Source organism: Spirosoma utsteinense, from assembly GCF_014282275.1.
GTDB lineage: Bacteria > Bacteroidota > Bacteroidia > Cytophagales > Spirosomataceae > Spirosoma > Spirosoma utsteinense.
Genome location: NZ_VFIA01000028.1, coordinates 1 through 18699, shown reverse-complemented (window position 1 = coordinate 18699; position 18699 = coordinate 1). Strand labels below are relative to the sequence as shown.

Annotated in this window: 12 protein-coding genes and 1 pseudogene; 6 read left to right on the top strand and 7 right to left on the bottom strand. The window is 52.2% G+C overall.

What is annotated here, in order from left to right; all coding sequences use genetic code 11:
- Window positions 1-2: 2 nt before the first annotated feature.
- On the bottom strand, window positions 3-2033 hold the full coding sequence (locus tag FH603_RS19645) for a hypothetical protein (RefSeq protein ID WP_186739406.1): 2031 nt from the start codon (window positions 2031-2033) through the stop codon (window positions 3-5).
- A 208-nt stretch (window positions 2034-2241) separates the two neighbouring features.
- Here FH603_RS19645 and FH603_RS19640 point away from each other — a divergent pair, with 208 nt between their 5' ends.
- Both FH603_RS19640 and FH603_RS19635 read left to right on the top strand, forming a co-directional pair.
- On the top strand, window positions 2242-3144 hold the full coding sequence (locus FH603_RS19640) for a DnaJ C-terminal domain-containing protein (protein ID WP_186739405.1): 903 nt from the start codon (window positions 2242-2244) through the stop codon (window positions 3142-3144).
- 10 nt (window positions 3145-3154) lie between these two features.
- Entirely contained in the window at window positions 3155-3448 is a 294-nt protein-coding gene (locus FH603_RS19635; protein WP_186739404.1) for a chaperone modulator CbpM, read from the top strand.
- Window positions 3449-3505: 57 nt separating this feature from the next.
- On the opposite strand, the gene nfi is transcribed toward FH603_RS19635, so the two are convergent.
- From nfi to FH603_RS19620, 3 genes are all read right to left on the bottom strand, one after another.
- Window positions 3506-4192: a deoxyribonuclease V gene (nfi, locus tag FH603_RS19630; RefSeq protein WP_186739403.1), complete on the bottom strand. Its 687-nt coding sequence runs from the start codon at window positions 4190-4192 to the stop codon at window positions 3506-3508.
- 60 nt (window positions 4193-4252) lie between these two features.
- Window positions 4253-5794, bottom strand: coding sequence for a S41 family peptidase (locus FH603_RS19625; protein WP_186739402.1), 1542 nt, complete (start codon window positions 5792-5794; stop codon window positions 4253-4255).
- 76 nt (window positions 5795-5870) lie between these two features.
- Window positions 5871-7004 carry a helix-turn-helix domain-containing protein gene (locus FH603_RS19620; protein WP_186739401.1) on the bottom strand — a complete coding sequence of 378 codons (1134 nt, stop codon included), beginning with the start codon at window positions 7002-7004 and terminating at the stop codon, window positions 5871-5873.
- Between the two features lie 119 nt (window positions 7005-7123).
- Here FH603_RS19620 and FH603_RS19615 point away from each other — a divergent pair, with 119 nt between their 5' ends.
- Window positions 7124-8512 carry an Nramp family divalent metal transporter gene (locus FH603_RS19615; protein ID WP_186739400.1) on the top strand — a complete coding sequence of 463 codons (1389 nt, stop codon included), beginning with the start codon at window positions 7124-7126 and terminating at the stop codon, window positions 8510-8512.
- A gap of 4 nt (window positions 8513-8516) precedes the next feature.
- On the opposite strand, the gene FH603_RS19610 is transcribed toward FH603_RS19615, so the two are convergent.
- A complete protein-coding gene (locus tag FH603_RS19610) occupies window positions 8517-9140 on the bottom strand; it encodes a hypothetical protein (RefSeq protein WP_186739399.1) in 624 nt (207 codons plus the stop codon).
- 252 nt (window positions 9141-9392) lie between these two features.
- Between FH603_RS19610 and FH603_RS19605 the strand changes: the two genes are divergently transcribed.
- Both FH603_RS19605 and FH603_RS19600 read left to right on the top strand, forming a co-directional pair.
- Window positions 9393-10640 (top strand): hypothetical protein, encoded by a 1248-nt coding sequence (locus FH603_RS19605; protein WP_186739398.1) that lies wholly within the window; start codon window positions 9393-9395, stop codon window positions 10638-10640.
- 13 nt (window positions 10641-10653) lie between these two features.
- Window positions 10654-12336 carry a hypothetical protein gene (locus FH603_RS19600; RefSeq protein ID WP_186739397.1) on the top strand — a complete coding sequence of 561 codons (1683 nt, stop codon included), beginning with the start codon at window positions 10654-10656 and terminating at the stop codon, window positions 12334-12336.
- Between the two features lie 412 nt (window positions 12337-12748).
- On the opposite strand, the pseudogene FH603_RS29290 reads toward FH603_RS19600, so the two are convergent.
- Window positions 12749-13418, bottom strand: a pseudogene (locus tag FH603_RS29290) (integrase core domain-containing protein).
- 459 nt (window positions 13419-13877) lie between these two features.
- Between FH603_RS29290 and FH603_RS19585 the strand changes: the two are divergent.
- Complete coding sequence (locus FH603_RS19585; protein WP_186739396.1) at window positions 13878-16967, top strand: glycosyl hydrolase; 3090 nt, start codon at window positions 13878-13880, stop codon at window positions 16965-16967.
- Between the two features lie 357 nt (window positions 16968-17324).
- Here the strand turns inward: FH603_RS19585 and FH603_RS19580 are convergent, their stop codons facing one another.
- On the bottom strand, window positions 17325-17480 hold the full coding sequence (locus tag FH603_RS19580) for a hypothetical protein (RefSeq protein ID WP_186739395.1): 156 nt from the start codon (window positions 17478-17480) through the stop codon (window positions 17325-17327).
- Window positions 17481-18699: the final 1219 nt, after the last annotated feature.

The following is an 18699-nucleotide window of genomic DNA, read 5'->3' as shown; positions in this document are numbered from 1 at the left end:
GATCACCGAACAGGGCGGGTCCTGACAAACGCGTTCTTGAGCCGGACCAGTTCGCGGTTGCGCAGGCTGATGGAGTCCTGTGCCTGTTGGCTCAGGACCCGGGCTACGCTGTCAGACAGGAACCAGCCGAGCGGGTAGTTCGCGTTGTAGGCCAGACGCAGGGTCAGGTAATTGGTTTTTGGGTTGGTGAACCGATCCATGAACGAGTTGAACATGTTGTCGCGGGTGACGGACCCGTTGTCCCAGGCATTGAAAAAGCCGAGCAGCGGTATCCGTAACACCTGAAGCATAGACCGCTTTCTGGATAGCTGACCAACCGTATTGCTGTTCTGAATGAAGATGATGTACGGGATGATCGTGACCCGCTCGGTCGTATCCAGCCGCCGGATAGACGGAACGAGGTTGTTGAGCAGTTGAATACAGGTTTCAACACCCGAATTGTCGAAATAGCCACCATCCACCACGTGTCCGCCGTATGGGCGTTTACGCCCGCGCTGGTCAACGGTGTCTTTCTGGATCAGCCCGCCGTTGGTAACCACCGGAAACCGGCTGCACAGGGACGCGGCCGTTTTTAGCGGCACGTCGGCACCGAGTACGTCGATCGTTGACACCACATCGTTGAAGTAGCGCGGGTTGAGCTTGAGGTTGGAGGTGATGGTTTTCTGGCCCGACTCGGCCAGGGTTCCGTTCAGCAGCAACGATGGCAAATCGTAGTTATAGCCCGCTGGCGTCTGGTATAGCTGGGTCAGCGACTGGTCGAGCGTAGGTAGCGCCAGGTTATCGCGGTAGGAGTCGGCCCAGGAGTCTTCGAGCCACTTACCCCGTTCCAGAGCGGGAACGGCAACGGGTAAAACCCGCTGTATCGACTCCGGGAAAAGCAGGGCTGCCGACACCCCCGAGAGGTAATCGTCCCGGATAATATTCCTGAACCGGTCGAAGTGGCTGATGCGTTGCTGCTGGGGTATGTCGCGCAGAAAAGCGGTGTAAAATACCGTACCGACGCCCCCGCCCGAGACGCCACTCAGTGCATATACGTGTCGGCTGAAGCCCGGAATGATGGAGTCGAGCCGGATGAGCGTTTCGGCGGTCCAGTTCAGCGCGCGCGTTCCTCCGCCTTCGGCCGCGATCAGCACCAGCGGAATGGTGTCCCGATCTTCCTGACGTCGATTTTTTACCCATCGGGCAAAGTGTTCTTCAACAGTTGGCCGGTCTCTAATCGGCGGCACCCCGTTAATGGCTCGCCGAACGGCGGTGTTGTCGTTCCAGGCACTGATCACGATCAGGTAAGCACCTACGATCAGGACCAGCGGCCGGTAGCGGTAATCGTTGAAGTACACGATGAGACTGCCCCAGAAGGTAAGCAGCGAGATGCCGAAAATGACGACCGCCGTTGGACGGAGCCGCCGGGCAATTTCCCACTCTACCGGCAGGCTGAACAGCAGCAGCAGAAAGCCGGTCAGGACGAAGCCGCTTTTAAGCGTTAGCCGACCCAGGGGATGGCGCCACAACTCCCGGATATCCTGTTTGAAGCTGGTATACCGATTGGAGAAGTTCCAGTTCCGGGGCAGCCTGAAAACCGGCACGCGCCGTTCTACCCACAGGAAAAGGGCCAGCATCAGGCCACTTTCGAGCAGGAGCAGGTATGAGTGCAGATGGGCCGGTTGCCAGAACGCGAAGGTCAGTATGAGCGTAGGCAGGATACCGCCAAATTTGGGGAGCCATCGCAGCAGCCAGTCTGCCGCATCGTTCAGCCGCAGACCAACGGGCGAAATATGCAGGATCATGCGCGTACAACAGTATACGACGCAACTCCAGACGAACACGCTGAGCATGATGTACAGAAACAGGCGGCTGGTGATACCCGTATCGATCACCGCCTGTATCATGTCCTCGGCCTGATCGGGCACGTTCAGGACATAAAAACCAATGAGCAGGGTGATGATAACGACAAAGGCGTTGCGCTGGGTCTGGTAAAACGCAATGATGTAGTTTCGAGCCTGTTGCGAAAACGTAGGCGGGGTAGACGATTGCACGAAAACGTTGGACTGACGTTGTGAGGCAAGATAGTCTTTCTGGCGGGGATCATCACCCGGTTTTTGAGAGAATTATCCATAAAAACAGCCAACAAATTGGTTGACGTATACCATCCGGTTGTACCTTTCAGCCGGTAGCTGTTTCAGTGAAACGCACCGTTTTCTGTTGATAGATCGGCTTTGTATCCACTAGAAATGCTCATACCGTATGGACTTTATCGATTACTACGCTGTGCTGGGCCTCACCAAAACAGCTTCGGACGAAGACATAAAAAAAGCTTACCGGAAACTGGCCCGGAAATACCATCCCGACCTGAACCCCAACGACGGGGACGCCAATAAAAAATTTCAGCAGATCAACGAGGCCAATGAGATTCTAAGCGATCCGGAGAAGCGGAAGAAATACGACCAGTATGGAAAAGACTGGCAACATGCCGAGGAATTTGAACAGGCGCGTCGGCAGCAACAGCAACGTCAGTCGTATACACAGGGTAGTTCCGGCGACGATTTTTCGGAGGGCTTCGGTGGGGCTGATTTTTCTGATTTTCTCTCGTCCATGTTCGGGCAGGGGGGCGGTGACCGGAGCGGGGGGCGCCAGACTCAGTTCCGGGGGCAGGATTACCAGGCCGAACTCCACCTCAACCTGCGCGACGCTTACCAAACCCACAAACAGACGCTTACCCTGGACGGGAAAAACATCCGCATCACGGTGCCCGCCGGCATTGAAAACGGCCAGAAAATAAAACTGGCAGGCTACGGCGCGCCGGGCCTTAACGGAGCCCCGGCGGGCGATCTGTATATCACCTTCGTCATCGCCGACGACAGCCGGTTCAAGCGGATGGGCAACGATCTGTATGTCAATGAAGAGATCGACCTCTATACAGCTCTGCTGGGTGGCAGTCGGGTGGTAGAAACGATGGATGGGAAGGTGAAACTGACCGTTCAGCCCGAGACTCAACAGGGGACGAAGGTCCGGTTGAAGGGAAAAGGGTTTCCTGTTTATAAGCAGGAAGGCTCCTTCGGCGATTTGTACATTACCTGGCAAATAACGTTGCCTACGAACCTGACCGACGCGCAAAAAGAACTATTCCGGCAACTGTCAACTCTTTAACCTCCGCCCCATGCAACCTCAACACCTGACACTCGTCCGCGACTTTTGTGTCTATCATAATGTCGAGATCACCTTTGTCGAAACCCTCGTCAGCCAGGATCTGATCGTCACCACAACGATCGAAGACTCGCTCTACGTCGAAACCGGTCAACTGCCGCAACTGGAAAAACTTGTTCGGCTGCATCAGGAGCTTGACATTCATCCCGATGATCTGGACGTTGTTTCCGACCTGCTGGATAAACTCGAAAACCTCAAAAGCGAGGTCGTCTCCCTGCAAAACCGGCTGCGGTTCTACGAGGGGTAGAGCGGTGAGGCCGGGTGCGGGCTGATGCTCCAGAACCCAACACCCCTCACACCCCTATCACATCACCTTTTCCCCTTTCCGTAGTGCGTTCACCAGGTTATGTGCCCGGCGGGTGGGTTCAGGAATACGGTAGCCGCCGTCGCATTGTAACGTCAGCGCGATGGCCGTTTCCAGATCAATCAGGTTTCCCGGCGAGACGTAGACCGGGTTAACCTTGTTCTTTGTCCGTAAGGCGGCCCCGATAACGTCCTTGTAATGTGTCATGGGCGACCAGCTGCCGCGTTCCAGAGCCGGTTCCTCATACTTGCCTACCAGCACCGATTTGCCGCAGCCGAACGTGGGCCGATTTAGAAACAGGCCCGCGTGCGACGCAATCCCGATCCGGCGGGGGTGGGCGGTGCCATGGCCGTCGAACATGACCACGTCCGGTTCGATGGTTAGCTTTGCCCAGGCTTCGAGTAGTGATGGGATCTCGCGGAACGACAGCAGGCCCGGAATATACGGGAACGGCGCCGTGCTGACCACGCCCGCTTCCTCAATGGTTTCCATCGTTTCCAGATCGATCACCACAACGCCCGCGTAGACCGTTTCCTCAAACTTGTTAAACGATATATCGCAGCCTGCAATGGTTTTGGGCGTTGTTGTCAGCGGTTGTATACGAACCTGAGTACGTAACTGGTTTTGCAGGATCACAGCCTCGGTAGGAGACAGGTTCCAGTCGTGGAGGTGTTGGTAGTTGGCCATGCGTAGGGCATTAATAGTTGTTTTACCTTAACGCCACCTGCCACGTACTGGATAAGAAATTTATTCTGTCGCCTTCGTAGGCGCTGCTGGTAGTTGACGCTGAATAAGCTTCCGTACGAAATCGTAATGGGGGGCAGTATGGTTCAGTACATTGTCGATTGTAAGAGGCACGTTGTGGTCAGGCATCGTACCACGACCTTTTATGGTGGGTTCCGGTACCGCGTTGTTGTAGTATACTAACGGCGTACTGACCTGTATCCCCGATTTTGGCAGTTCGAGATTGATGAAACTGCTGCCGTTACCACCTTCGTAGGCTCCGCCCGATTCTTCGCCTATGAACACACCTACTTTATTGGCGTGAGCCACGGCCAGAAACTCTGACGCTGTAGACACACTGGCCCCATCCATCAGAATGTACACCTGGCCCCGGAATCGATTGGATTTGGGTGAGTAGCGTTTCGGCTCACGAGTGTCGCTGCCTTGTTTAAGCGTGAACGTACCATCAGGCTCAGGAATCAACTCGTTCTTAACATTCTTCCGGTCCGCTTCGGAGAGGTCGGAGAACTGGATAAACTCAGAACTATCTGTAACACTATGCTGGCGGGCGTAGTAAGGTACGGCCGAGTCAGTTTTCATCAGGTACGTGAACAGTTCGATACCCTGACTGTCCCAGCCGCCCGTATTACTCCTGACATCGACAATCAGGTTTTCGATCTGCTTCTTCTGAATTTTAGCCATTGTCCTGTCCATAAATTGCCGAAAAACGGTAATCGCCTGTGCTCCGTTTTTCGCGCCTTCACCCCCAAAGCCGTCGAGCCGCAGATAAGCTGTGCTGGCGAGTGTATCGGGAAAATATACCCGCCAGGGGTGCTTTTCTTTTTTCGTAATGTACCACGCCACCATCTGTTTATTGACGGGGTTCTTTTTCATAACTTTTAATGAGGAGCCGAATGGCTTCGCAGGTGTCTCGAATCGCACGGTATCACCCGCCGGGCTACGGAACGTGAGCGCGAAGGTATCGGGCTGGCCGATGAACCAGTAATAGAACAAGGCGAATAGTTCTCCTTTCAGCGTAACTGATCTGGACGATTCGATGTATCCGTCCGCCCAGTAATAGCGAAACAGTTGTTGCCGTATGGCCTCCATTGATTGGCCGTTGATGGTCAGTAATTCGAAGCCGGGTTTTATTGATTGGTCAGTGGTTCCATTCAACAGGACGAACGGGCGGCTTTGGGAGGGAAACAGGAAAAAAGGTATTGTTCGCTGGGTAGTGTTGAACTGCTCACGCCAGTTTTTCTGAGGCAGTGCGTGGGTATGGGCGCAACGAATGTCAGCCATAAGGGTAGCCACCGTCTTGAAAAACGCGTAGAACGGCGTCGGTTGCCTCAGGCTTTGGTCAATACTATCCATTTTAGCCTGCATCTGGGCTTTAGGAGTGTAGCGATACAGAGCCGGATGTGTTTCTTCGAGCAGTCGGCGCAGGTAGCGGAAATCGGTCTGCATATCGGCCGGTTGCAGGATTCTGGTGGACAACGAATCAGTCCCGGGCTGGGCATTGCTCCAGAAGGGGCATACGAGTAAAAAGGAAATGAGTGATTTCATATTTCGTTGATTTTATGCCAAAACAGGCCAAAAGCAACGCGTCAATCTACTCAAATCCAGATTTGAGCGGTGATTTTCAGGATGCTGCTGTCTGCTGCCCGATATATTGTTTCGGCGACTGGCCTGTTACCTGCCTGAAGGCCCGCTGAAACGTAGCCTGTGAATTGAACCCGCACTCGAACGCAACCCCTGTCAGTGTCAGACGCTCGCTGGCCGAATCGGCCAACCGGTGCTTGACAGCCTCGATCCGGTACTCGTTAACAAATGTATTGAAGCTTTTTTGGCGATGATGATTCAGCACGAACGACACCGTCTTGGGTGGCAACTGCACGTGCCGTCCAACCTTCTCGACGGTTAGCTCCGGGTCCAGGTAGAGTTTGTCGGTTTGCATGGCCGTCGTTAGCGAACGGATTGCCCTTTCAACGGTTTCGGCGGGGATAAACATAGCACCGATTTTGGGAGCCGTTCCATCGACCGGGCTATTTCGGGCATGCAGATAGCCTTTCAGCCCTAACCAATAGATCATGATGGTAATGGGAATATAGATCGGATACCAGCCAAAGCGATCCAGCAGCGGACCCCGCGAAGCAGGAATGATGTAGGGTACCAGATGGATGAGCCAGATTGTCTGAAAAACCAGAAAGACAGTGACGTATTGCCGAAGCCAGCGTAGATTTTGCTGTTGTCCGCTGTTGTCGGTGGGCTGGTTCTGATTTAACAGGTGTCTCGTGATAAGCAGATAGGTCGTTACCGATAGCCAGCGGGGAATGTCGGCATACGTATCATATTCATTCATGATATGGCCCCAGACTGGTCCTTGTTCTGGTCGAAAAAAACCGAGAAGCCAACCGGAAACAAACACCCAGCCAATCAGCTTTGATCCCCAATCCAGCACGACCGGATAAAAATGCAGCCGTTCGGGCCGACCCAGCCGGAACGTGGGATCGAGCATGGACTTTATATAAAAATAGATGAGCGGCCCCAGGGGCATGGCCATGATGAGGGGTAGTAAATCCAGCGCAAAACTCACCCAGCGGTTAGCAACGGGTATGCCCACGGCCAAGCTCATCAACGCCAGCAGGCCAATCAACGCAGCCAGCAGCCGGTTCGATAAGCGGTTGCCTTTCTGGTTGATCCAAAGGAGCGTCGCCAGAATAAATCCCTGTGCAGAACCGAGGAGCAAGATCAGATCAAAGGGGGAGATCGTCATACGGAGTGTAATCCAGTGAGCCTGGTTTGTTGCCAAATTTAGGCGGCATCGGCCAATTCTGCGTATGAATTTAGTAGGATGTCCTTTCAATGATACACGTCAGTCAACTCGTCGCTCCTATGCCTGTGAATCAGCCTAATACCCCCGCAACGCTACCGCCCCCCGACCTGTACGCCCTCACGACCGACCGTATTCAATCGGCACCAACTACGTTTCTTAAACAGTTTCGCCACCTCGGTCCTGGCTTCATCCTGTCGGCGGCCATTGTCGGGTCGGGGGAACTGATCGCGACAACGGCGCTGGGTGCCAAAGCGGGCTTCGTTGCGTTCTGGGTCATTCTGGTCAGTTGTTTCGTGAAGGTGGCGCTCCAGCTCGAGTTCGGTAAAAATGCTATTTATACCGGCAAGCCCACCATGCAGTCGCTCAACCGCTTGCCGGGGCTCCGGCTGGGTCGCGGCCATTGGACCATCTGGCTGTGGCTCAGTTTGCAGACGTTGAAAGTGTTACAGGTGGGCGGCATCGTGGGCGGGGTGGCGCTGGTGTTGAACATGGCTTTTCCGGCGGTGCCCACGACGCTCTGGGCTATACTGTCGGCGGCTTCGGCGGGGCTGCTCATCTATGGCGGGCAGTATGACTGGGTTGAGCGGGGGTCGCTGGTCATGATCCTGCTGTTTACCGGTCTTATCCTGTTATCGCTACTGTTGCTGCAGCGTACCGATTATGCCATCAGTGGAGCCGAACTTGCCGGGGGGCTAACGTTCTCACTGCCGAAAGCTACGGTAGGTGTGGCTATTGCGGCTTTCGGAATCACCGGCGTTGGGGGCGACGAAATCATGTATTACACGTACTGGTGCATTGAAAAAGGGTACGCAGCTTACACGGGCCCAAATGATGGTACGGCCGTCTGGGCTGAGCGGGCCAAAGGCTGGATTCGGGTCATGACGCTCGACGCCTTGTGCGCCATGGTTGTCTATACCACCGTGACGGCAGCTTTTTACCTGCTGGGTGCGTCGTTGCTACACGCGGGCGGACACATTCCGGAAGGGTACGCGATGGTTGAAACGCTGTCGCGCCTGTTTACGGTTACGCTGGGGCCGGGCGCGAAAGGGTTGTTTCTGGTGGGGGCGTTCTTTGTGCTATACTCAACGCTGTTCACGGCTACGGCGAGCTGGTCGCGGATTTTTGCGGATGCGTTCGGGCAGTTGGGCTGGGTCCGGTTCGATGATCCGGTCGTGCGAAAAAAGACGCTGGCTACCCTGTCGTGGGGTTTCCCGGCCTTATGGTGTGTGTTGTTTCTGGTGATAAAACTGCCCGTGCTGATGGTGTTGCTGGGCGGGGCGGCTACCTCGGTGCTGCTGCTGGTCGTGATCTGGGCCGCGCTGCAATTCCGGTACCGTGAGTTGCCCGGAAGCCTCAAGCCGACCCTGGGTTACGACCTGTGGCTCTGGCTCAGTGTGCTGGCCATTCTGGGCGTAAGCGTTTACGGTGTCTGGCAGTTGATGGGCTAAGCCGTTACTCAACAATTCTGACCCGTATCTGATGCGGAGCGGGCTGGTTGCCGCCGAAGTAAAGCCCGGTCTTGTAGCCGAACGTTTTGTTGTGCGTAAATGGGATGGGTTGTCCACCGAGAATCTGGTACATCTTGCGGTTATAATCGATCTTGATGACCAGTTTTGTGGGGGTGTTCAGGGCTGTTTCGCCCACTTTGAAATCGATGCGTTTGCCATCGACATACGCGTAGGCTCCCAGGTCGATGCGGCCCCGCGCCGGGTTCCACCGCCAGCCTACCCGCGCACCATCGATCTGGTGGGGTGGTGTACCTACGGTAATATCCTGGTTCTTGGAGCCTACGAAACCCAGCCCAATCACTTTATTCCAGTCCTGCTCGTCTACTTTCCCCAGGTCGTAAATACACGAACTGTCGAAGGTGACCGTAGCCGACACTTCGCCGGGGCTGAAGAGTACGCCCACTTTACGTTTGGGCAGTGATTCATGATCCCCGGCTTCGATAACGACCCAATCGGGATTGGATACCAGAAAATCGGGTATGCAGGCACTCATCAACAAGCTAATTCCCAGAATAATACTCTTTGTCTGGACGGATTTATTTCGGAGAAAAGTGAGCAGTGACGACATCTGAATGAATGGGTAATATAGAGCGTGTCTACAAATAACGCTGTAAATCAGTCTTTTTGTTGTCCCGTTAACTCATAAATGATTCGTTCCCGGGCCAACTGGCTCATCAGAAAGGGTATTTTCCTTACGGTTGATAGCAGTATGCATAGCGTATTCAACCCCGATTTATTACCATTCACTTTGCTTTTTTCAATCATAGGGCGCAACCTTTTTGTACTTTTCTGCATCATTCCTCAAACAAACTTTTTTCTCATGCAGTCGGCTATTCCTTCTTCATTCCAGCCTGCCCGGGATTCATCGGATATTTCCGCAACGGACTGGCGCTTAGGCATCCCCGTGTACGTGTATGCTGTCGTGTTCTCGTCGTTCTGCGTCATAATGGGCTTGCTCTGGGACATTATGTGGCATATGAGTATCGGTCGTGACGGCCTGTTTGCTCCTCCGCACCTGGTCATCTATGTCGGTGCCGTCGTCTCCGGGTTGTTCTCGGCCTATCAGATCCTGAGCCTTACCCTGAACCGGAATCATCCTGGCCGGGCGGTATCGGTACCGTTCTGGGGTGTTTTCTATGCGCCCCTGGGGGCTATGTTTTGCGTGTGGGGTGCGCTGGCCATGTTGACTTCGGCCCCGTTCGATGACTGGTGGCATAATACCTACGGCCTCGACGTTGAGATTCTGACCCCGCCCCACACCATTCTGGCCATCGGTATTATGACGGTGCAGTTTGGCGCTATTGTGGGGGTGCTGGCGTTACAGAACAAGTACCGGATGGAGTCCCCGGTACAGGATGCCATCGCCAGCCGCCGGGTAGGCCGGTTGAAATGGCTTTTTGCCATATCGGCCGGTTTGCTGCTCACGATGCTGTTTTCTCTGTTTGCCGAGTCCATGGGCCGGCATGAAACGCATGAAGTGGCTTATTATATGACGGCGGCCATTATCCTGCCGCTTTACCTGCTGGCCGTAGGCCGGGCGTCGTTGCTGCGCTGGCCGATAACGACCATCGCGCTGCTGTTCATGCTGTTTTTGCTGGGGCCAAGCTGGGTGCTCCAATATTTTCCGGCAACACCCCGGCTGGGACCGGTCCTGAACCCGATCACCACCTACCAGCCGTTTCTTTTCCCGCCCTTGTTGGTCATACCCGCTTTTGCGATGGACTGGCTGATGCACCGTTTCGACAACCCGCTGACGGGCCGCAAGCTCAACGACTGGGTGCTGGCCGGACTCCTGGCGGTTGTGTTCATGAGTATTCTGCTGGCGGTTCAATGGCCGTTTGGTGAGTTTCTGCTCAAATCGCCCTACGCCCGGAACGGGTTCTTTCTGTCCTATACCTGGTCATACGACAGTCCGGTCGACTGGAAGTACCGCTACGATTATGGTCCCTGGAATCTGGAACCGGTGGCTGACTTCGCCCTTGGTTTCGGGAAGGCGCTGGTATTTGCCACGCTGTCGGCCCGGATTGGTTTGTTCTGGGGGGACTGGATGAAACGGATAGCCAGATAAGAAAACAATCAGCATGAACGCCATAAACTATTTGAATAAACAGCGGGCCGTGTGGTTGCTACGGCTCTATATGCTTCTCCTTTTCGTCGCGGGGTCAATCAATGCCGATGCCCACGTGGGTAGCTCGGGCGTTATCGTCCAGCGAAAAGCGGGTACCTATCAGGTGCTCGTAAGTATTCAGCCGCCCGATGTCGTGCCCGGCACCGCAACCGTTACGGTCTTTGTCGAACAGGGGCGCGTGAATCGGATTAAAGCGCGACCTATCTACTTCGATTCGGGCGACAAAGGGGCACCAACGTACGATGAACTGACGCGCCTTGACGCGAACCGTTATGAAGGCGATGTATGGCTGATGGAATCGGGTTCATCCAGTGTCGAACTGGCTATAGCTGGTCCTGACGGGCCTGTAAAGGTTGTGGTTCCGGTTATGGCCGTTGCTACTGCCGTTCGGACCATGCCCCAGGGAACCGGGATCGGGCTGGCCCTGATGGGTCTACTGCTCATTGTCATGCTGATCACCATTATCGGTGCCAGCAATGCCGACGGTATTGCCGCTCCCGGCCAGACCCCACCACCAACGCTGAAACGCCGGCGGGTAGTGGGGATGGGGGTTGGTGCCGTTGTGCTGGCGCTGCTGCTGACTGGCTGGCGGTCGTGGTGGACCAGTTCGGCCGAATCGTACAAGAACGAGCAGCTGTACAGGCCGCTTCCGATCAAAGCCAGCGTGGTACCGGCGGCCGGTGGGCAACAACTCACGATTCGGCTGGATACGACTGGCTTTGGTACGAACTGGCAGAAACGCCGACAGATAAGCTTTGTCATTCCCGACCACGGCAAGCTGATGCATACGTTTGTGGTACGGACGCCGGGTCTCGATGCGTTTGCGCACCTGCATCCCAACCGGAGCGATACGCTGACCTACAACGCCACACTTCCTCCATTGCCCGCCGGTACGTATCTGCTCTTTTCGGATATCGTGTACCGGTCGGGCTACGCCGAAACCCTGACCGACACCATTCAGGTGCCGGGCCAGCCATCGTCGGCCTACCTACCGCTCGATACGGACGATAGCTGGCTTGTAGCCACACCGATGGGCGTGAAGGCCGGCGCCGAAAATGGCCCGCATCTGGATAACGACATGGTGGTTTGCGGCAAACCGGGCGCGAGTACCAAACTGGCCGATGGCTCGTCGATGCTCTGGATGGATAAGCCCGGGGCGGTGCTGGAATCGGGTAAGCTGTACAATCTGAAGTTTGCCGTTGCCGATGCGGCCGGGAAAGCGGCCCCGCTGGAGCCTTATCTAGGTATGGGTGGCCATGCAGTCATTCTGCGTTCGGATGGCTCAGTGTATATCCACCTGCACCCGGTTGGCACCTACTCGATGGCCGCCGAAGGGTCGCTTACGGGACGTCTTGCCGACACGGCCCGCACCTTTCAGTATCCGGATGCTCAGCGCTTTCGCGACAGTATCGATCGGTATGTGTCCCGCCTGAAAACCTTGCCTGAAGGAGAAAAGAATAAACTACTGATGGCTGCTATGCCGCCGATGAATCATACCATGGCGGTGAACAACATGGTTGAGTTCCCGTATGCGTTTCCCCGCGCCGGCCACTACCGGATCTGGGTGCAGGTAAAGCGCAACGGGCAGGTGCTGACGGGCGTTTTCGACACCCAGGTGAACGACCCGTTGCTGTAAACAAACGGCTCTCTATCGTCAACATGGGGCAGTCGTGTTGTAGAACCGTGAATAAGTCGGTCTACGTTATAGACTTATTCACCCATTAATAAAGCGAAGGAAAAAGCTGAGTGTATCCTTTGTCTGCGGGTAATGACGGCCGGGCTATATCAACGGGCAACTACGTGGCTAAACCAGATTGGCAATAAATTATATGGGTGTCTCGGTTAGCCAGGGCCCGCAGGCGATTTTCCGACAAACCCTTATTGCCATTGAGCGGGGAAAATATATTCCCTCGGCGATGTTAGTGCTTCCATTGGCTTGTTACTTCTTGCAGCCAGTCAAAGAATTACTCGAGGTAGAATCCCCACAAATGAGAACAAGCCTAGCTGACTTTTTCTGGGATTTGAGGTCCTCCCGAAAAGCGTTCCAGTCAAAGATTGAGGATCGGACGTTCATTTGTTGACTTTTCCTTCCCCTTTCCAACTTCATCTGGGGTTAAGCTACCAAGAGAGCTGTGGGGTCGGAAGCTGTTATATTCTTGCCTCCAGTGTTTAATTTTTTCCCGAGCATCATCCAGCGATAAGAACCAGTGAGCGTTTAAGCACTCATCCGCACAGGCGACCCTGCCGGAAACTACCGTTAAATGACTCGATGAACGCATTATCCGTTGGCTTTCCAGATCTTGAAAAGTCCAGGGTCACTTTGTTATCATAAGCCCACTTGTCCAGAAACTTTGAGATAAAAACCTCTGCGGCCCTGTAGGGAAGCCCTCCCTGTTACTTTTGGGTAAACTACCAAATCTTGAAATCTTACTACACCACAAACCTAAAGGGCGGCCCTGTTAACGCTTTTTTTTGAGCACATCCTGAAGCATTTGTTTGTCCAGGCTCAGGTCGGCCACTAGCTGTTTCAACTGACAGTTTTCTTCTTCCAGCTGGCGTAATCGGTGCAGTTCGGCAACACCCAATCCGCCATATTTCTTCTCGCTTCGGCGATCCAATCCAATTGTAATAGGTAGCCTCGCTAATGCCCATTTTGCGACATACTTCGGCTACTCCAGTCTCGGATTGTTTGAGAGCAAAGACGATGGCTCGGGCCACCCCGTTGCGCTTCGTTGAACTTCGTTTTCTTCATGACGATTTGTTTGATTTAAGTTAATCCAAATCGCCCGATTTTCTCTACTTTCTACTGGAACGCTTTTCTGGGGGGACATCAGCTTTTTAGCCAGCCGATGTAAGTTGTAATAAAGAGCATCGGTTTCCTTTTTGGCCAGTGGGTCAATGGGGTTCCGAGCAATTTATGCTTGAAGATTGCATACGTCCAAGAAGCTACCTGGCAGCACGAATGATAAGTTCAGAAAGGCAATAATCGTGCACTTCATGGTAATGTACTTGCTAGTTTAATAATTAATAAAGGAGTTAAGTTTTACTTCATCATATAGGGTTTCCCCTAATTTTTAAAAAAGTAGGGTTTTCCTTATTCTATCTCCATCCTGGCTAGTCCTACTTTTGCTAAATAAAATTCTATTTTTCCTATTCCTAACTTTTACCTCAAACGGTATGCAAACCTTTTTACTAAATCATTTTCTGTTAACGACTCGAAAGCTGACAGCGATTCTCGCTCTTTTCCTGATGGTTTTGCTGAACAGTACCTCCTTGGTATTTGCCGCTGATCCGATTAAACTGGAAGCCGAAGCTACCCAGGGTGTGGCACTCAATGGCGTGCAGATAGTACAGGATCAACCTGGTTATTCCGGCACGGGCTATGCCTGGGGATTCGATGATGACAGCAACGGGGGCGATAACATGGTCTTCACGTTTTCAGCTCCGGCAGGAAGTTATCAACTCACCATTGGGTATTACTCACCTTACGACGATAAAAAGACCCGGTTGACGGTAAACGGTTCAACCAGCGAACAGGATCTGAAAGCAACCGGTACTAACTTTGGGGCTGCTGTGATTGGTTCGTTTCAACTGCTAAACGGGCAGAACACTATTACCATCAACAAGAACTGGGGTTACTACGGCATCGACTTTATTGTGCTCACGCCAGCCTCGGTCAAACCGCCCACCGTCGTGCCACTGGTCAATGGGCGGGCCGAAGCCGAAGCGGGCGATCTGACGGGCGTGGATGTGGCAAGTGCCGCTTCTGGATTTTCGGGAACGGGCTACGTAACGGGCTTAGATAACGCGACGGATCAGGTGAGTATTACGTTCAACGCCACGGCGGGACTATACGATCTGTCCATCGGCTACGCGTCTCCTAACGGTGATAAAGGCATTGACTTTCAGGTGAATGAAGAGAAAGGAAACGCTACCTTAACAGAAACGCTTAGTGGATATAGATCATCCAACGTCGGAAAATTTCTGTTGACGGCGGGTCTGAACACGATCACCATTTATCGAGGGTGGGGATACTTCGACATCGACTACATTCAACTGACGCCAACAACGCCCTCTTTGCCGATCAAACCCCCTAAAATTTTGGTCGATGCGCAGGCTACGCTGTCGACGAAGGGACTGTTTTCGTATCTGGTTGACCAGTATGGCAGTAAAGTACTGTCGGGTCAACAGGATGATGTAGAATATGTCCTGGAAAAGACGGGGAAAGAACCGGCTATTGGTTCGTTCGACCTGATCGATTATTCGCCCAGCCGGGTGCAGTTCGGCACGACGCCCATACGTAGCAGCGAAGCCATTATTGACTGGGCGAAGAAAGGCGAAGGTCGGGGGATCATCAGTCTGATGTGGCACTGGAATGCGCCGACCGATCTGATCAATCAAGCACCCGATCAACTCTGGTGGCGGGGATTTTATACCGAGGCTACGACCTTCGATCTGGCTGCTGCTCTGGCCGATAAAAACAGCACCCGTTACCAACTCTTGCTCAGTGACATCGACGCCATTGCGCTGCAACTCAAAAAATTTCAGGCGGCCGACGTACCAGTTCTCTGGCGCCCGCTGCACGAAGCCCCCGGCGGCTGGTTCTGGTGGGGAGCGAAAGGGGCGGGTCCGTTCAAAGATCTCTGGCAATTGATGTATAATCGACTGACCAATTACCACCAGTTGCATAACCTGATCTGGGTATATACGGGTACGGATACAATCAATCCCGACTGGTACCCTGGTGATCAATACGTTGATGTAGTTGGCGAAGATATTTATGCGGACCCAACGGCCAACTTGAGTGGCAACTGGGCGAATGCACAAGCGCAGTTCAACGGTAAAAAACTTGTGGCATTAACCGAAACGGGTAATCTGCCAAACCCCGACAAAATTCGTGGATTTGCTACATGGTGGTCTTGGTTTGCGGTCTGGACAGGAACGGATTATATCAAAAAACAGCCGATTGATCTCCTGAAAGCGGTATTCATGGATGAGGATGTGATCACGCGGGATGAACTCCCGGATTGGCGGCCAATCGTTACGCTAAAAGTGCAGTATCAGGATGCCGACAAAGGCAATGCTACCAACACGACGATCCGGCCAAATTTGATGCTGATCAATGAAGGATCAACGCCAGTCCCGTATAGTGAGCTTACGGTCCGGTATTGGTTTACGGCTGAAAATTACGCGGGTATCAATGCTTACGTTGATTACGCCCAAGTCGGCGGCAACAAAATCAAAACCAGGTATGTGGCCCTCCCATATCCACGTAACGGCGCTACTGGGTATCTCGAATACAGCTTTGATCCGTCGGCGGGTAATCTGGCGGTTGGTAATTCAGGATTAATCCAATCACGGTTTGTCAACAGCGATTATAAGAACCTGAGTGAGAAAGACGACTATTCATATCAGGCGGCAACGACTTTCGTCATCAACAACCACATCACGTTATACCGTACCAGTTCAGATGGTGTAGCGCAATTGATTTGGGGTATTGAACCCGATGTGGTTCCGTCGGTCGTGAAACTGAAAGCACTGACGCAGAACCGGAACAGTGCAACGAATAACGGCTCGATCAACACATTTATGAGCATTGTTAACGAGGGTAACGTACCCGTTTCCTACGGTGATTTATCGGTGCGCTACTGGTTTACGGCCGAAGGAACGCAGAATCTGAATTTTTTCATGGACTACGCCAAGCTGGGCAACGCCAACGTAACAGGTCAGTTTATGCGGAACATGGGTCGAAGCAAGAGCGATACCTATTTGCAACTAAATGTCAAGCCAACGGTAGGCATGCTATATCCAGCAAGCAATACCGGCGATATTCAATATCGAATTGCTAAAGCAGACTGGTCTACATTCAACGAGGACAACGACTATTCGTATAAGCCAACGGCAGCGATGGATACCAATAGTCACGTAACGATCTATTACAGAGATCAATTGGTATTTGGGGCCGAACCGGCTGTGCTCAGTAGCTCACGTCTGGCAGCTGAAGAAAATACGACTCCTTTACAGGTTTCAGTGCTGGGAAATCCAGTGGTCGGAGAAAATGCCCAGATGTACATTCAGGGTGCAGCGGGGGCTGCGGTGTGGATGACGCTAACTACCATAAACGGCGCAACCGTACTTGAAAAAAAGGTAGATCAGGCCGCTCAAATAGAGCATCATGTACTGCCTTTGGGCAAAAGACCCGGCATCTATTTACTACGTGTCAATACGCTAAATGAGTCTTTAACCGTAAAAATCATCAAACCTTAACCAATTCCCCCCAACCAATGCGTCAGACCACCCTTGAGGAGGCTCCTGTAGGGGCGGTCCAACGCATTGGTTGGGGGAGGTAAAAAATCGTATCCCGTCATACTAAATACATCCTCAATCAAGATATGGGTAGTGGCTTAACTGCGTTTATCGGCGAAGAAAAACTGAATGATAAATATGCCGATTGTGGTGTCATGGACCACGACAGACCGTACCGGCCCTCAAACCGAAAGGCCGGTGCGGTTTAACTTGTCATGTTTGCCCACAATGTTTGCAGCCAACTGCTTCTAATACCATTCACAAATATACCCTATTCAACGCGGTTAGGCCATTACCCTCTTAATCCAGCACCATGAATCAATCCCAAAACCAGCTATCGAGAAGAGAGTTTTTAAAAACACCAGCCGGGGTCTGGCCGGAGTTGTCGTAGCCAATACTCTGGCCACGGCAGGTATGGCTGGCGAAATCACCGCCGGCTTTTCCCTGCCATTGGGCGTTTGTACGGCGTGGCATGGCTGTTGCAAAAGTCGGTTAGACGCTTGACCGAACGGTTCTGCCTGCTATTTCATGGCCTAAAACTATTCATCGTTGGGGATCATAGCTGGCTCAACAAATAGTTCTGAGACTTTTGCAACAGCCACTAACTTTATATAATAAGATTTAAGATAGAATTGGTAATGAGTCTGTATAACTGCAAAACTTAAATCAATTCAATTTGCGGGTTCTACTGCTTGGCTAACAGGCCCTTTATAGCAAAATAGAATCCGACAGCCCATAGACTGAGTAGTATAGCATAGCTTATCCAATAATAGCCTACTACATTTGGAGCTACCTGAGCGACAAATACAGTAATGGCCTTCCAGTTAAGAGCTAGAATGAATGTTAATACAATCGTGGTGGCCAAAAACCATCTAGCTCTAAAATTGTATTGATCTTTAGTCATAGCCTTACTTCTATTTTTGTTGTAAAAGTGGCGTGGCTGTTGCAAAACTTGAACAGTGCGTCATGGCGTCTGGCAGATGTACCAAGTTTACGCTAAATCCACTCCCCAAACAACCGGTTTTGGTTGCCAGTAAAGGTCTCCACCAACTTTTCCAACAGCCACTGTAGTTACGACACAACTAAAGGAGAGTGAAATTTTATACTTATCGGCTAAATTATACGATTCCTAGAAATTTGTTATTAATCTTTCAAGAAGGGTCTTTTACGAGATACTTATTTGTAAACTCTCGGTTCCACTCGGTTAACTGAGCATTGACAAACTTGAGCCGGTATTCTTCATAAACGGCACTCTTGTAGGCGAGCACTTCGATTTGATTACCCCTTTCATCCTTAGAGGAGGAAGATACTATGTAATCCTTGCCTAAAAGCTGGATGACCTGCTCTTTGCTCATGCCAAGTGTTACTTTCTTTATGTTATCATTAGTACTCCAAGCAATATAATTAGATACACACGACGTCAGTAGGCAACCCATGCAGTAAATCAATAACAAGCGTCTAATCATGAACTTAAATGTTTTTAGGTAGATTAAAGTAGACATCCATTCTTCAAGAGATTTCTGTAAAATGTACAAGGTTTTGATAAATCTAAATTTTGTACATTTTCTATATCCGTTATATAATACTAATTCAAATCACAGATAGCGTATTTTTGTTCTATGAAGTATGCAGATAAAATACACGAGGACGTAGACTTTCTCCAGAGAGCGGAAAAAGCGCAGAGCAATGCCAT